This is a genomic window from Streptomyces sp. CGMCC 4.7035 (assembly GCF_031583065.1).
Classification (GTDB): domain Bacteria; phylum Actinomycetota; class Actinomycetes; order Streptomycetales; family Streptomycetaceae; genus Streptomyces; species Streptomyces yaanensis.
Genome location: NZ_CP134053.1, coordinates 1734965 through 1750148 on the forward strand (window position 1 = coordinate 1734965; position 15184 = coordinate 1750148).

Annotated in this window: 10 protein-coding genes; 5 read left to right on the top strand and 5 right to left on the bottom strand. The window is 72.1% G+C overall.

Translation table 11 applies throughout. The features are described 5' to 3' along the window. Positions 1 to 277: 277 nt before the first annotated feature. From Q2K21_RS07255 to Q2K21_RS07270, 4 genes are read right to left on the bottom strand one after another with little or no spacing between them, the layout of a single operon-like run. Complete coding sequence (locus Q2K21_RS07255) at positions 278 to 2095, bottom strand: ABC transporter ATP-binding protein (protein WP_310767217.1); 1818 nt, start codon at positions 2093 to 2095, stop codon at positions 278 to 280. After that, positions 2092 to 3822, bottom strand: coding sequence for an ABC transporter ATP-binding protein (locus Q2K21_RS07260; RefSeq protein ID WP_310767220.1), 1731 nt, complete (start codon positions 3820 to 3822; stop codon positions 2092 to 2094). Before Q2K21_RS07260 ends, Q2K21_RS07255 begins: the two co-directional genes overlap by 4 nt. Positions 3823 to 3844: 22 nt before the next feature. After that, positions 3845 to 5701, bottom strand: coding sequence for an ABC transporter ATP-binding protein (locus Q2K21_RS07265; RefSeq protein ID WP_310767223.1), 1857 nt, complete (start codon positions 5699 to 5701; stop codon positions 3845 to 3847). Further along, positions 5698 to 7587: an ABC transporter ATP-binding protein gene (locus Q2K21_RS07270; protein ID WP_310767226.1), complete on the bottom strand. Its 1890-nt coding sequence runs from the start codon at positions 7585 to 7587 to the stop codon at positions 5698 to 5700. Before Q2K21_RS07270 ends, Q2K21_RS07265 begins: the two co-directional genes overlap by 4 nt. A 217-nt stretch (positions 7588 to 7804) precedes the next feature. Here Q2K21_RS07270 and Q2K21_RS07275 point away from each other — a divergent pair, with 217 nt between their 5' ends. From Q2K21_RS07275 to Q2K21_RS07290, 4 genes are read left to right on the top strand one after another with little or no spacing between them, the layout of a single operon-like run. Then, positions 7805 to 8716 carry an ABC transporter ATP-binding protein gene (locus tag Q2K21_RS07275; protein ID WP_310767228.1) on the top strand — a complete coding sequence of 304 codons (912 nt, stop codon included), beginning with the start codon at positions 7805 to 7807 and terminating at the stop codon, positions 8714 to 8716. After that, positions 8713 to 9462 (top strand): ABC transporter permease, encoded by a 750-nt coding sequence (locus tag Q2K21_RS07280; RefSeq protein ID WP_310767231.1) that lies wholly within the window; start codon positions 8713 to 8715, stop codon positions 9460 to 9462. The genes Q2K21_RS07275 and Q2K21_RS07280 overlap by 4 nt, the downstream gene beginning before the upstream one ends. A 29-nt stretch (positions 9463 to 9491) precedes the next feature. Next, positions 9492 to 10796, top strand: a complete 1305-nt coding sequence (locus Q2K21_RS07285; RefSeq protein WP_310767234.1) for a sensor histidine kinase — start codon at positions 9492 to 9494, stop codon at positions 10794 to 10796. After that, positions 10786 to 11421: a response regulator transcription factor gene (locus tag Q2K21_RS07290; RefSeq protein WP_310767236.1), complete on the top strand. Its 636-nt coding sequence runs from the start codon at positions 10786 to 10788 to the stop codon at positions 11419 to 11421. Before Q2K21_RS07285 ends, Q2K21_RS07290 begins: the two co-directional genes overlap by 11 nt. A gap of 65 nt (positions 11422 to 11486) precedes the next feature. Here Q2K21_RS07290 and glgX read toward each other — a convergent pair whose 3' ends face one another. After that, positions 11487 to 13718 (bottom strand): glycogen debranching protein GlgX, encoded by a 2232-nt coding sequence (gene glgX / locus Q2K21_RS07295; RefSeq protein ID WP_310767238.1) that lies wholly within the window; start codon positions 13716 to 13718, stop codon positions 11487 to 11489. 153 nt (positions 13719 to 13871) lie between these two features. On the opposite strand from glgX, the gene Q2K21_RS07300 reads away from it, so the two are divergent. After that, positions 13872 to 15077: a L,D-transpeptidase gene (locus Q2K21_RS07300; RefSeq protein WP_310767240.1), complete on the top strand. Its 1206-nt coding sequence runs from the start codon at positions 13872 to 13874 to the stop codon at positions 15075 to 15077. The last annotated feature ends 107 nt before the right edge of the window (positions 15078 to 15184 follow it).

Here is a 15184-nt window from a genome sequence, read left to right on the forward strand (position 1 = left end):
CTGCGTGGCCGCGGATCGCGCGGCCAGGGGAGACCGGACGGATGGTCAGCCGTCCGGGCAGAACAGGGCGGAACGCGGAACCAGGTGCATGAAGGTCACGGGCCACCGCACGGGTGCAGCTGTGGGGTTGCTGTGAGGTGGCCGTGGGAAGCGTGTCAGGAGACGGCGCTTGCTGTCAGGAGCGCGTCAACAACTTGGCCGGAAACGCTCCGTTGCCCGGATGGTCATGTTCGATATACGGATCCGTCAGACGCCGGACACCGGGGTGAGGTACAGGTCACCGGGGCGAGGTACGGGTCCCCGGGGCGTGGTCCGGGTCACCGAGCGAGGTACGGGGCGGCTCCGACCCGCGTTCGCCGTGCCACGTCCGCCACAGCGCCGCGTACGCCCCGTCGGCCGCCACCAGCTCGTCGTGTGTGCCGAGTTCGCTCAGACGGCCGTCCTCCATCACGGCCACGCGGTCCGCGTCGTGCGCGGTGTGAAGGCGGTGCGCGATGGCGATGACGGTGCGGACTTCGAGGACGGCGGCCAGGGCGCGCTCGGCGTGGCGGGCGGTGGCGGGGTCGAGGAGGGCCGTGGCCTCGTCGAGGATCAGGGTGTGCGGGTCGGCCAGCACCACCCGGGCGAGGGCGAGTTGCTGGGCCTGCGGGCCGTCCGTGCGGCACCCCGACGAGCCCAGCTCGGTGTCGAGACCGCCCGGCAGCTCCCGCACCCAGTCGTCGGCACCCACCGCGGCGAGGGCCGCCCACAGCTCCTCGTCCGTGGCGGACGGCTCGGCGATCCGCAGGTTCTCGCGGACCGAGCCGAGGAAGACATGGTGTTCCTGGGTGACCAGGACGACCTGGCGGCGCAGCCGCTCCGGCCCGAGAGCGGCGATCGGCACCCCGCCCACGGTCACCGATCCCGCGCTCGGCGCGTCGATGCCCGCCAGCAGTCTGCTCAGGGTGGTCTTCCCGGCGCCCGAGGGGCCGACCACCGCCAGCCGCTCGCCGGGCCGCACGGTCAGATCGACCCCGCGCAGCACCTCACCCCCGCGGTCGTAGGCGTACCGCACGTCCGTCACGTCGATCCGGTCGTCCGCGGGCGCCGCGGACGCTTCCTCCGGAGCGGTGTGCGGGGTCCGGCCGAGCCCCTCCACCCGGGCGAAGGACGCGCCACTGCTCTGCAGTTGCTCGATCCGCATCAGGATCTCGTCCAGCGGTGAGCTGAACTGCTGGAGGTACACCGCGGCCGCCACCACCGACCCCAGACTCATCGCGCCGTGCGCGTGCAGCACCCCGCCCACCAGCAGCACACCGGCCACGGGAAGGACGTACGACACCTCCACCACGGGGAAGAACACGGACCGCAGGTACAGCGTGTACAGGCGCCTGCGCCGGGAGACCTCCAGCGCGTCCCGGCTCGTCGCGGTCCGACGCTCCTGAAGCCGGAACGCCTCCACCGTCCGCGCCCCGGCCGCGGTCGCCGCGAGGATCTCCGCGACCTGCGAATTGGACTCGCCCTCGGCGAGGTAGCCGTCCCGTGCCCGGCGCAGGTACCAGCGCAGCACACACCAGATGGGGACGAGAGCGAACACGCCGATGGCCCCGAGCAGCGGGTCCAGCGCGAAGACCGCGCCGAGCAGCAACAGCGCCTGCACGCCGTTGATCAGCAGGTCGGGGCCGACGTCCCGCAGGGTGGTGCCGACGGTGGACACATCGGCGGTGCCGCGCGCGGTCAGATCACCGGTGCCGGCCCGCTCCACCACGGACGCGGGCAGCGCGAGCGCCCGGTCGACGAACTCCTCACGCACCCGCGCCAGTGACCGCTCCCCGAAACGGTGCCCCACGTACCGGGCCCAGCGCGCCAGCAGCAGTTGCGCCAGCGAGCACAGCAGGATGGCGAGCGCCATCCGGTCCACGGCCCCGACCCCGCCCCCGGCCCGGACCTCGTCGACGATCCGCCCGAGCAGCCAGGGACCGGCCAGTCCCGCACCGGCCGCCGCCGCGTTCAGGGCCAGCGTGGCGGCGAAGGCCCGCGCGTCGGCCCGTACCAGCCGTACGGCGGCCCGGCGCACGTCGGCGGGCTCGGCGACGGGCAGTTGTCCCCGGCTCATCCCATGACCTCCTCGGCAGCGGCCGCGTCGGCGTCTCGCGCCACCAGTGCCCGGTAGCCGGGCTCCTGAGCCAGCAGCCGCGCATGGCTTCCGGTGGCCGCGACCTTGCCGTCGACCAGGTAGTACACGGTGTCCACACGATCAAGGACCAGCGGGGAGGTGCTGGTCACCACGGTCGTACGGCCCTCACGCGCCGCCCGCAGCCGGTCCGCGAGCGCCGCCTCGGTGTGCGCGTCGAGCGCCGAGGTGGGCTCGACGGTCAGCAGCACCTCCGGGTCGGCGAGCAGCGCCCGCACGAGCCGTACGCGCTGCCGCTGGCCGCCGGAGAGGTTGCGCCCCTGCGCGTCGATCGCCGAATCGAGCCCGTCCGGCAGGCCCTGCACGATGTCGTCGGCCACGGCGGCGTGCACCGCCCGCGCGATCGCCGCCTCGTCGAGGTCCTCCGGCTTCCGTCGGCCCCCGACCAGTTCCCGCAGCGTCCCCGCGAACAGGTCGGCCTCGTTGTCGGCGACCAGGATCCGTGCCCGCACCCGCGCCAGCGGGATCTCGTCCAGGCGTACCCCGCCCCAGGTCGCCTCCGAAGGGGCGTAGCGGCCCAGGCGGTCGACGACGGCCGCGGCGTCCGCGGGCCGCGCCCCGGCCAGCGCGGTCAGCCGCCCCGGCAGCACCCGCACCCCGGACTCCGGATCGTGCAGCACGGACGGCTCCGCGGGCGCCTCGCGCGTGCCGTCGTCGGGCTCCGGCTCCAGCCGCAGCAGCCGTACGACGCGCCGGGCGGCCACCACACCCCGGCTGAGCTGGTAGCCGCACTCGATGAAGAACGCCACCGGGCGCACCATCACGGCGACATACCCGTACACGGCCACCAACTCGCCCACGGTGATGGTGCCCTGGGCGGCCAGCCGGGCCGCGAGCCAGGTCACGACGGCGAGGAACAGGGTCGGCAGCCCCACCCCGAGCGCCTGCATCCAGCTGGTCACCGACCCGACCCGGTACCCCTGCTCCCGCAGACGGTCCGAGTCCCGGCGGAAGGCGTCCGCGAACAGCCCCTTGCCGCCGAGGCCGTTGAGGACGCGCAGCCCGCCCGCGAGGTCGCCGATCCGCGCCGTCAGCACGCCCTGCCGCTCCCGGTACTCCGCCTCGGTGCCCTGAAGCCGCCCCATCAGCGGCCCGACGATCAGCGCGATCACCGGCACCCCGAGCAGCACGACCGCGGCGAGCCGCACGGAGACCGACAGCAGCAGCCCGGCGACCGCGCCGTAGGCGACGACCGCGCCGACGCCGGGGCCCACGACCGTCAGGGCTCCGGCGATCGTCTGCACGTCGCCCACGCCGATCGTGACCACCTCTCCGGCCCCGGCCCGCCGCGGCAGCGCGGCCCCCAGCCGGACCGCGTGCCCCACGACGACCTTCACCGTGCGGAAGTTGGCGTCCATCCGCACCCGGGTCATCACGCGGTGCCGCATGATGCTCAGCCAGGCGTTGAACGCGCCGACCACGACCAGCGCGGCGGTCCACCGGGCGAGCGCGCCCAGGTCGCCCGGCTGGAGGCCCTCGTCGATCGCCCGGGCCATCAGATACGGCGTCGCCGACAGCAGGACCATCCACACACTGCCCAGCAGCGCCCCCGCGACGGACCGCCACGGCTGGCACCTGACCAGCCACCACAGATACCGCCAGCCGCCACGACAGTCGGGCGTCCCGGGGTCCTCGTAGGCATCGATCATCCGCGTACGATCCCCTGTTCTTTCACGCCAGACTGTCCCGCCACGCCCGGTGCAGATCCGCGAAACGTCCGGTCCCCGCGATCAGCTCGGCCGGACTGCCGTCCTCGACGATGCGGCCGCCCTCCATCACCAGGACCCGGTCGGCGATCTCCACCGTCGACAGCCGGTGGGCGATCACGACGGCCGTACGGCCTCGCAGCACCGTCACCATCGCCCGCTGCACGGCCCGCTCGCCGGGGATGTCCAGGGAACTGGTCGCCTCGTCGAGGATCAGGACGGCGGGGTCGGCGAGCAACGCCCTGGCGAACGCCACGAGCTGGCGCTGCCCGGCCGAGATGCGGCCGCCGCGCTTGCGTACGTCCGTGTCGTAGCCGTCGGGCAGCGCGCTGATGAAGTCATGGGCGCCGATCGCCTTCGCGGCCCGCTCGATCTCCTCACGGGTCGCGTCCGGGCGGCCGATGGCGATGTTCTCGGCGACGGTGCCGGAGAACAGGAACGCCTCCTGCGTCACCATGACGACCCCGCGCCGCAGTTCCGGCACGGCGAGGTCGCGCAGGTCGACGCCGTCCAGCAGGACCCGCCCGTCCGAGGGGTCGTAGAACCGGGCCAGCAGTTTGGCCAGGGTGGACTTGCCGGCGCCGGTCGAGCCGACGACCGCGACGGTCTGCCCGGCCGGCAGGGTGAGGTCGAAGCGGGGCAGGACCTCGCCGCCGGTGCGGTAGCCGAAGCGGACGCCGTCGAAGACGACCTCGCGGCCGGGGTGTTCGCTTTCCAGCGCCGGAAGCGCCTTGGGCGCCGAGGGCTCGGGCACGGACGGCGTCTGCGCCAGCAGCCCGGCGATCTTCTCCAGCGAGGCCGCCGCGGACTGGTACGAGTTGAGGAACATGCCGAGTCGGTCGATGGGGTCGTACAGCCGCCGCAGGTACAGCACCGCGGCCGCCAGCACACCCAGCGCCAGCGAACCCTCCGCCACCCGGTACGCGCCCCACAGCACGATCACCGCGACGGCCGTGTTGGCGACCAGCCGGGAGCCCACGACATAGCGGGCCATCTCCAGGAGCGCGTCTCCGTTGGTCCGCTCGTGCCGCCGGTTCAGGACGCGGAAGTCGGCGTCGTTGACGGCCTCGCGGCGGAACGCGCGCACCGGCCGGATCCCGTTCATCGTCTCCACGAACTTCACGATCACGGCGGCGATCGCCGTGGACCGCAGCCGGTACACCCGCCCCGCGCGCCGCTGGTACACCCGCACGAGGAGGTGGAGCGGCACGAACGACGCCACCGCGACCGCGCCGAGCCCCAGGTCCAGCCAGAGCAACAACGCCGAGATGTAGACGAAGGACAGGATGACCGTGACCAGCTCCTGAAGCCCCTCGCTGAGCAGCTCGCGCAGCGACTCGACGTCCGTCGTCGAGCGGGAGATCAGCCGGCCCGAGGTGTACCGCTCGTGGAAGTCGACGCTCAGGGCCTGGGCGTGACGGAAGATACGGCCGCGCAGGTCGAGCAGCACGTCCTGGTTCACCCGGGCGGAGGCGACGATGAACGCGTACTGGAGCCCGCCGGAGACGGCGGCGCACAGCAGATAGGCGACTCCCACCGCGATCAGCGGGCCGTGTTCGTGGTCGCGGAACGCCGGTACGGCGTTGTCGATGGCGTACGCCACCAGCAGTGGGCCCACTTGGACGGCCGCCTGCTGGAACAGCAGCAGGAGCGTCGTCACGGCGACCCGGGCCTTCATCGGGGCGAGCAGCGAGCGCAGGAGGGCCGCCGTCGCGCCGGGCGGAGCGGGCAGGACATCGCGGTCGTAGAGGTCGCCGGTGTCCTGGGGAGGCGGGAGTTCCTCCTCGTCGGCGGCAGGGGTGGACGTCGCAGACGCCGTCATCGGTCGTCCTCCTGTTCCCCGGACATCAGGTGTGCGTATTCGGCGTTCGTGCGCAGCAGTTCGTGGTGGGTGCCCACGGCGGCGATACGGCCGCCGGACAGCAGGGCGACCCGGTCGGCGAGCAGGACGGTGGACGGGCGGTGTGCCACGACCAGGGCGGTGGTGTCCACGAGCACCCGGCGCAGCGCGGCCTCCACGGCGGCCTCGGTGTGGACGTCGAGGGCGGACAGGGGGTCGTCCAGGACGAGGAACCTGGGCCGGCCGACGACGGCCCGGGCCAGTGCGAGCCGCTGGCGCTGGCCGCCGGACAGGCTGAGCCCCTGCTCGCCGACCTGGGTCCGCGTTCCCTGCGGCAGCGCGTGCACGAAGTCGGCCTGGGCCACTTCGAGGGCGCGCTCCAGCTCCTCGGGTCCGGCGGTGTCGTCGGCACCCATGAGCACGTTGTCACCGACGCCGGCCGAGAAGAGGGTGGGCTCCTCGAAGGCGACGGCCACCTTGGAGCGCAGCTCCTCGCGGGACATGGCCGTGATGTCCTCGCCGTCCAGCGTGATGCGGCCGGACGTCACCTCGTGGAGGCGGGGGATGAGCGCCGTGAGCGTGGTCTTGCCGCTTCCGGTCGCCCCGACGAGGGCCATGGTTTCGCCGGGGCGGATGTGGAGGTCGATGCGGTCGAGGACGGGGGGTGAGCCGGCGGGGGCGTCGGGATAGCGGAAGCGGACGTCGTGGAACCGGAGGCCGTCAGGTTGCCCGGTGCTGGTGTCGGCCGGGGGTTGGGTCCGCAACTCGGCGGTGCGAGGTGCCCCTGCGCCCACCCTCCCCCAAGCTCTCGACTTCGCTCGAGCAGGGGGGAACCCCATCGCCCCAGCGGCACGACTGCCCGCAGCTACGCCGATTTCGGGTTCCTCGTCCATCACCTCGAAGTACCGCTCCGTAGCCGTCGCCGCCTCCTGACTCATCGCCAGCAGGAAGCCGATCGAGTCCACCGGCCACCGCAGAGCGAGCGCCGTCGACAGAAACGCCACCAGCGTCCCCGCGGACAGGTCCCCGTCCGCCACCTGAACGGTCCCGAGCACCAGCGCCGCCCCGATCGCCAGCTCCGGCAGCGTCACGATGACGCCCCAGATCGTCGCGAGCAGCCCGGCCTTCCGCAGCTCCGTCCCCCGCAGCGTTTGCGACAGTTCCCTGAAGGCCCGCGCCTGGCTCCGGTGCCGTCCGAAACCCTTGATGATGCGGATGCCGAGCACACCCTCCTCGACGACCGTCGTCAGATCGCCGACCTGGTCCTGGGCGCGGCGGGCCACATCGGCATAGCGCTTCTCGAAGATCACGCAGGTGACGACCACGGGCAGGGCCGGCCCCAGGATCACCAGCCCCAGGGACCAGTCCTGCATCAGCATGATCACCACACCGACGAGGATCGTCACCCCGTTGACCAGAAGAAATGTCAGCGGGAAGGCGAGGAACATGCGCAGCAGCATCAGGTCCGTCGTCCCGCGGGACAGCAACTGCCCGGACGCCCACCGGTCGTGGAAGGCCACCGGCAACCGCTGCAGATGCCGGTACAGATCCGCCCGCATCTCCGCCTCGACGTGCGACAGCGGCCGCGCCACCAGCCACCGCCGCAGCCCGAACAGCACCGCCTCCGCGATCCCGAGCAGCAGCAGGTACAGCGCCCCGAGCCAGACGCCTGCCGGATCCCGGTCGGCGACCGGCCCGTCCACCATCCACTTCAGCACGAGCGGGATCACCAGCCCCGTACAAGAGGCGAGGACCGCGACGAACGCGGCCGTGAACAGCCGCACCCGCACCGGCCGCACATACGGCCACAGGCGCAGCAGGGTGCGGACGGCGGATCGGTCCTTGGTGGTTGCACGTGTCGTGGGCATCAGGAGCGAGACTACGGATCGGCACTGACAGTGCCCACCGAGTTTTGGCCGGATCGGGGTCCGCCGCTGGTCCTACGACCTGCGCGTTCGAAGTGTCGTACGACCGCGTCGACCACCCGGTCGTACCCCTCCGTCATCCGATCGGCTGATGCTCCCTCGAGCCCGACGGCCGATGTGCCGGACCCGGCCCGCCCGCGACCCTCGTCCCATGCCACCCATGCCTTCGCATCCCGTGATCGAAGTCGACGCACTGCGCAAGTCCTACGGCGGCCGGGCCGTCGTCGACGGTGTCTCCTTCACCGTCGAGGAGGGCGAGATCTTCGGGATCCTCGGCCCCAACGGCGCCGGCAAGACCACCACCGTCGAGTGTGTCGAGGGCCTCAGGATCCCCGACGCGGGGCGCGTCCGGGTCACCGGTCTCGACCCCGTCGCCGACCACGAGCAGGTCTCCCGCGTCCTCGGAGCCCAGCTGCAGGAGAGCGAGCTCCAGGCCAGGCTGACCGTGCGCGAGGCCCTGGAACTGTACGCGTCGTTCTATCCGCACCCCGCCGACTGGCGTCCGCTGGCCCAGCGTCTCGGCCTGACCGAAAGACTCGACAGCCGCTTCGGCAAGCTGAGCGGTGGTCAGAAACAACGCCTGTTCATCGCGCTCGCCCTCGTCGGAGGCCCACGCGTGGTGGTCCTCGACGAACTGACCACCGGGCTCGACCCGCGGGCCCGCCGCGACACCTGGCGGCTCATCGAGGACGTACGGGAGAGCGGCGTCACCGTCCTGCTCGTCACCCACTTCATGGAGGAGGCGCAGCGGCTCTGCGACCGGATCGCGGTCATCGACAAGGGCCGTATCGCCGCCCTGGACACTCCGTCCGGGCTGATCCGCCGCGCGTCCGGCTCCACGGTCATCAGCTTCACGCCGTCCGCGCCGCTGGACGAGCGCGACCTGCGGGAACTGCCCGCGCTCGCGTCCGTGGCGTACAAGGACGACCGGATCACGCTCGCCGGCACCGACGAGACGGTGAACGCGGTCATCACTCTGCTCGCCCGGCGCCACATCACGGCCCGGCAACTCCGCGTCACCGACGCCACGCTGGACGACGCGTTCCTGGACATCACGGAGGCAGTGGAATGAGCGCCGCAGTCGTCGACACCGCCGTACTGAAGACCGAGCTCCGCCTGTTCCGCCGCGAACCCGGCAGCCTCTTCTGGATCCTGATGTTCCCCACCCTGCTGCTGGTGATCCTCGGCTCGATCCCGCACTTCCGCGAGAGCGACAAGTCCCTCGGCGGCCTCCGGCCCATCGACGCGTACGTTCCCGTGGTGGTGCTGGTCGCCATGATCACGGCCGGGGTGCAGTCGATGCCGCAGGCCCTCACCGGCTACCGCGAGCGCGGCATCCTGCGCCGGATGGCCACCACACCCGTACGGCCCTCCGCGCTGCTGTCCGCGCAGATGCTGGTGCACGGACTGGCCGCCCTGGTCTCCACGCTGCTCGCCCTGGCGGTGGGGCGGCTCGCCTTCCACGTACGCCTGCCCGAGCAGCCCGCCGGATACGTCCTCGCGCTGCTGCTCGCCATCCTCGCGGCCCTCGCGCTGGGTTCGGTGGTCTCGGCCGTCTCCCGTACGACGAGGATCGCGGGCGCGATCGGGGCCGCCGTGTACTTCCCGATGATGTTCTGTGCGGGGGTGTGGCTGCCGGTGCAGTCCATGCCGCACTCGCTGGCCCGGATCGTCGAGGTGACCCCGTTCGGCGCGGCCGCCCGGGCGCTAGGACAGGCCGCCTCCGGTGACTGGCCCGGCTGGAGCCACCTGGGCGTCCTCGCCGTCTGGACGGTACTGCTGTCGGCCGCGGCGTCGCGCTGGTTCCGCTGGGAATGAGGACCGGACCCGCTGTGCAGACTGGTCGTATGACAGTCGAGACCGGCGAGGAACCCGGCGTCGAGGTCGGCGCGTGGACGGCCGGGGGCTCCGCCGCAGTGGAGGAACGCTGGGCCGCGTTCCACCACTGGGGCCCCTATGTTCTCCTCGCCATCGGAGCCCTCACCGCGGCCGCCTCCGCGGACGCGGAGGGCATGACCACCGGCGAGCGGTACGCGGCGGGCGCGCTGACCGTCGCGGGCTTCGCCCTTCAACTGGTCTGGGGGAGAGTGGCCCGGGACCGTACGGGCCCGTCCCCGGCCGGGGCCGTGTACTACGCCGTCCGCTGGGCGCTCGCCTACACCCTCAGCTGGCTCAACCCGTTCTTCGCCTTCTACGCCGTCACCGGCTACTACGGCGCCAACCGGCTGCTGCCCCGCCGCTATGTGAAGGCCGGCCTCTTCGCGACCGCCGTCGCGGTCGCCGGCTGCCAGATCGGCGGTATGCCGCCGCACGGGTTGCTCCTGTGGTTCGGTTTCGGCGTGGTGCTGGGCGTCAACGTCGGGCTGGTCGCTCTCCTGTCCCGGTTCGCCGCGCAGGAGGACGAACGCTCCCGCGCCCAGGCCGTCACCATCGCCGAACTCGAACGCACCAACACGGCCCTCCAGCAGGCGCTCGACGAGAACGCGGCCCTTCACACCCAACTCCTCGTCCAGGCCCGGGAGGCGGGGGTGGCCGACGAGCGCCGGCGCCTGGCCGCCGAGATCCACGACACCATCGCCCAGGGCCTGACCGGGATCATCGCCCAGCTCCAGGTCGTCGCGAACACCCAGGACCCGACGGCGGCCCGCGCCCATCTGGACCGGGCCGCCGCGCTCGCCCGGCACAGCCTCGGCGAGGCCCGCCGCTCCGTGCACAACCTCGCACCGGTCGACCTGGAGCACGCCGGGCTTCCCGAGGCCCTGAAGAAGACGGTCGCCGAGTGGGCCGAACGCACCGGTCTGCGGGCCGAGTTCACGGTCACGGGGACCGCCGAGCAGCTCCACGAGGAGGTGTCCGCCACGCTCCTGCGCATCGCCCAGGAGGCCCTCTCCAACGCCTCCCGGCACGCGTTGGCCACCCGCGTCGGCGTGACGCTGAGCTTCATGGGCGACGAGGTGAGCCTCGACGTCCGCGACGACGGCCGGGGCTTCGACCCGCTCCGGCTTCCCGAACGCACCGGCTCCGGGGGCTTCGGCCTGGACGGCATGCGGGCCCGCGCCGAACGCATCGCGGGCTTCCTCACCGTCGAGTCGGAGCCGGGGCACGGTACGGCGGTCTCGGCTCGCGTACCGTTGGTGCGCCATGAGCGGTGACATGACCATCTCCCTGCTGATCGTCGACGACCATCCCGTCGTACGGGACGGTCTGCGCGGCATGTTCGAGAACTCACCGGGCTTCCGCGTGCTGGGCGAGGCGTCGGACGGCGTGGCGGCGGTGGCCCTGGCCGCCGAGCTCGACCCCGACGTGATCCTCATGGATCTGCGGATGCCGGGTGGCAACGGGGTGGAGGCCATCGCCGAACTCACCCGCACGGGCACCCGCGCGAAAGTCCTGGTCCTGACGACGTACGACACGGACTCGGACACCCTGCCCGCGATCGAGGCGGGCGCGACGGGCTATCTGCTGAAGGACGCGCCGCGCGACGAACTCTTCACGGCCGTACGGGCCGCGGCCCAGGGCCGTACGGTCCTGTCCCCGGCGGTGGCCTCCCGTCTGGTCTCGGCCGTCCGTGCCCCGGGCAACGAGCCGCTCTCCGCCCGCGAACGGGAAGTGCTGGCCCTCGTCGCCAAGGGCACCTCCAACCGCGAGATCGCCCGGGTCCTGTTCATCAGCGAGGCGACCGTCAAGACCCACCTCACCCATCTCTACGCCAAACTCGGTGTCAACGACCGTGCGGCGGCCGTGGCGGTGGCGTACGACCGGGGAATCCTCGGTTAGCGGCGGAGCAGGTCACGCCCGCACGTCACGCCCGCCGATCACACCGATCACACCGATCACACCGGTCACTCCTTCACCCGCAGCAGCAGCACCGACCGCGCCGGCACGGTGATCGCCGTTCCCGCCCGGTGCACCACGTCCGGCGCCGCGGTCTGCTCCTCCCGCGAGGTGTCGACGACCACCTCGTACCGCTCCGCCCACGGCGGCCCCGGCAGCACAAAGCTCACCGGGCGGTCCCCGGCGTGCAGGACCGCCAGGAAGCTGTCGTCCACCACCGGGGCGCCCCGGGAGTCCCGGCCCGGTATGTCGCGGCCGGACAGATACATGCCCAGGGTCGCGGCGGGCGCGTACCAGTCGCGTTCCGTCATCTCCGCCCCCCGTGCCGTGAACCACGCCAGGTCCCTCAGGCCGTCCGCCGAATGGGCCCGCCCGGAGAAGAACGCCCGGCGGCGCAGCACCGGATGGCGGTGGCGCAGCTCGATCAGGCGGGCGGTGAGGTCGAAGAGCGCCCGCCAGCCCGGATCTTGAAGCAGGCTCCAGTCCAGCCAGCCGATCTCGTTGTCCTGGCAGTACGCGTTGTTGTTCCCGCGCTGCGTGCGGCCCATCTCGTCGCCCGCCACCAGCATCGGCACGCCCGTCGACAGCAGCAGGGTGGTGAGGAGGTTGCGCAACTGGCGTCGCCGCAGGGCCCGTACGCGCTCGTCGTCCGTCTCTCCCTCGGCACCGCAGTTCCAGGAGCGGTTGTCGTTCGAGCCGTCGCGGTTGTTCTCGCCGTTGGCCTCGTTGTGCTTGCGCTCGTACGACACCAGGTCGCGCAGGGTGAAACCGTCGTGCGCCGTCACGAAGTTGACGGACGCGTACGGGCGTCGGCCACCCCACGCGTACAGGTCGCTGGAACCCGACAGGCGGTACCCCAGGTCCCGCACGTCCGGCAGCGCACCCCGCCAGAAGTCCCGAACGGCGTTGCGATAGCGGTCGTTCCACTCCGTCCACAGCGGTGGGAACGCCCCGACCTGGTAGCCGCCCGAGCCCACGTCCCACGGTTCCGCGATCAGCTTCACCCGGCGCAGCACTGGGTCCTGGGCGATCACCGCCAGGAACGGGGAGAGCATGTCGACGTCGTGCATCGACCGCGCCAGCGCCGCCGCCAGGTCGAAGCGGAAGCCGTCCACGCCCATCTCCGTCACCCAGTAGCGCAGGGAGTCGGTGATCAGGCGCAGTACGTGCGGCTGGACCACGTGCAGCGTGTTGCCGCAGCCGGTGTAGTCGGCGTAGCGGCGCGCGTCGGACTGCAGGCGGTAGTAGCCGCGGTTGTCGATGCCCTTCAGGGAGAGCATCGGGCCCAGCTCGCCCGCCTCCGCCGTGTGGTTGTAGACCACGTCGAGGATCACCTCGATGCCGGCCGCGTGCAGCGCGCGGACCATCCGCTTGAACTCGCCGACCTGCCGACCGGTGGTGCCGGAGGCCGCGTAGGCCGCGTGCGGGGCGAAGTAGCCGATCGAGTTGTAACCCCAGTAGTTGCGCAGGCCCCTGCGCAGCAGATGGTCCTCGTGCGCGAACTGGTGCACCGGCAGCAGCTCGACGGCCGTGACGCCCAGCTTCACCAGGTGCTCGATCGCCGCCGGATGCGCCAGACCGGCGTACGTTCCGCGCAGCTTCTCCGGGATCCCCGGGTGCAGCTTCGTGAACCCCCGTACGTGCACCTCGTAGATCACCGAGTCCGCCCATGGGGTCTTCGGCCGGCGGTCGTCCGCCCAGTCGTCGTCATCGTGGACGACGACGCCCTTCGGGACGTACGGAGCGGAGTCCCGGTCGTCGCGCACGGTGTCCGCGACCTGCTGCTGCGGCCAGTCGCGGACGTGCCCGTACACCTCGGGAGGAAGGCCGAAGTCGCCGTCCACGGCGCGCGCATAGGGGTCGAGCAGCAGTTTCGCCGGGTTCCAGCGGGCGCCGGTCCACGGGTCCCAGCGGCCGTGCACCCGGTAGCCGTACCGTTGGCCGGGCATCACGCCCGGCACGAAGCCGTGCCAGATCTCGTGCGTCAGCTCGGTCAGCCGGGCCCGGGTCTCCCGGCCCTGCTCGTCGAACAGGCACAGCTCGACCGCCTCGGCCCCGCCCGCCCACAGCGCGAAGTTGGTGCCGGCGACCCCGTCCGGGCCGACCCGGAACCGGGCACCCAGCGGCATCGGTGCACCCGGCCACACGGGCGCGCCGGGCGCCCTGCGCTGCGCACCGTTCACGACGGCGGCGGCGCGCGCCTCCTCGGTGACAGCCTCCTGCTCGGCTGCGCTCGACACCTGTAGGCCTCCCGCGGCTCGTGGAACGACGCAGACATGAACGTGCGGTGTCCCGCCGCACATCCCGTCGCGTCGTCCTCCCCACTGTTCTGCCCAGAGGGCGGCTCGCACTCACGTTTCCCCAGGAGGGGCTGGGTCGTTGGGATCATCGTGATGCACGTACAGACGCGCGCGCGGCGCGCGGGAGCCGCACTGGCCGCCGCACTGACCTGGACCGGCCTCCTGTCCGGCTGCACCTCCGACGGATTCGACGACGCCTTCGGCAAGCCGCCCGCGCCCGAGGACATCATCCGCGTGTCTCCCGACGACGCCGACAGGGCCGTGCCCGCCGACCGGCGGCTGCGGATCCGGGTCGCCGAGGGCCGTCTGGAGTCGGTCACCGTCGTCAGGTCCCAGGACGGGCAGGACTCCCCGGTGCCGGGGCACCTCTCCGCCGGCGGCAGGGTCTGGGAGCCCGACCACCGCCGCCTCGCCCTCGCCGCCAAGTACACGGTCGACGCGGTGGCCCTCGACGGCCACGGCCGCCGCTCGGCCCGTCACGCGACCTTCACCACGTTCGTCCCCGACCAGCGCTTCATCGGGTACGTCACCCCGGAGAACCGCTCGACCGTGGGCACCGGAATGATCGTGTCCCTGCAGTTCAACCGGGAGATCGAGAACCGGGCCGTCGTGGAGCGCGCGATCCACGTGAGCGCGAAACCGGCCGTCGAGATCCGCCCGCACTGGTTCGGCAAGGACCGCGTCGACTTCCGGCCCGAGGAGTACTGGAAGCCCGGCACCAAGGTCACCGTCGCGCTGCGGCTGCGCGACGTCGAGGGCGCGCCCGGGGAGTACGGACTCCAGTACAAGACCGTCTCGTTCACCGTCGGCCGCAGCCAGGTCTCCCTCGTCGACGCGTCCGCGCACATCATGCGGGTCCGCCGGGGCGGAGACCTGATCGCCACCGTGCCGATCACCGCGGGCGCGCCCAGGACCACCACCTACAACGGGAAGATGGTGGTGATGGAGATGCTGAAGGTGACCCGCATGAACAGCCGCACGGTCGGTTTCGGCGGCGAGTACGACATCCCCGACGTCCCGCACGCCCTGCGCCTCACCGACTCCGGCACCTTCGTGCACGGCAACTACTGGGCCCCGGACGCCTTCGGGCGCGTCAACGTCAGCCACGGCTGCGTGGGCCTCAAGGACGTCAAGGGCGGCGGCCCCGACACGCCCGCGGGCTGGTTCTTCAACCGCAGCCTCATCGGCGACGTCGTCGAGGTGGTCAACAGCAAGGACAAGAGGGTCGCTCCCGACAACGGGCTCGGGGGCTGGAACATGGGCTGGAACGAGTGGAAAGAGGGCGCGGCGGTGGAGTAGCCGGCCCAGGGGCACGCCGGGGTGCGCAACCGGCGTGCCCGGTGCACCCGCATGCGACGCAAGTTGGGACTGAACAGTGACAATCGCGGGGAGTCATCGGGCTGGGG

Coding starts and splice junctions, on each gene's coding strand:
- Q2K21_RS07255 (WP_310767217.1), bottom strand. CDS start 2,095: ATGAGCCGGGGACAACTGCCCGTCGCCGAGCCCGCCGACGTGCGCCGG.
- Q2K21_RS07260 (WP_310767220.1), bottom strand. CDS start 3,822: ATGATCGATGCCTACGAGGACCCCGGGACGCCCGACTGTCGTGGCGGC.
- Q2K21_RS07265 (WP_310767223.1), bottom strand. CDS start 5,701: ATGACGGCGTCTGCGACGTCCACCCCTGCCGCCGACGAGGAGGAACTC.
- Q2K21_RS07270 (WP_310767226.1), bottom strand. CDS start 7,587: ATGCCCACGACACGTGCAACCACCAAGGACCGATCCGCCGTCCGCACC.
- Q2K21_RS07275 (WP_310767228.1), top strand. CDS start 7,805: ATGCCTTCGCATCCCGTGATCGAAGTCGACGCACTGCGCAAGTCCTAC.
- Q2K21_RS07280 (WP_310767231.1), top strand. CDS start 8,713: ATGAGCGCCGCAGTCGTCGACACCGCCGTACTGAAGACCGAGCTCCGC.
- Q2K21_RS07285 (WP_310767234.1), top strand. CDS start 9,492: ATGACAGTCGAGACCGGCGAGGAACCCGGCGTCGAGGTCGGCGCGTGG.
- Q2K21_RS07290 (WP_310767236.1), top strand. CDS start 10,786: ATGAGCGGTGACATGACCATCTCCCTGCTGATCGTCGACGACCATCCC.
- Q2K21_RS07300 (WP_310767240.1), top strand. CDS start 13,872: ATGCACGTACAGACGCGCGCGCGGCGCGCGGGAGCCGCACTGGCCGCC.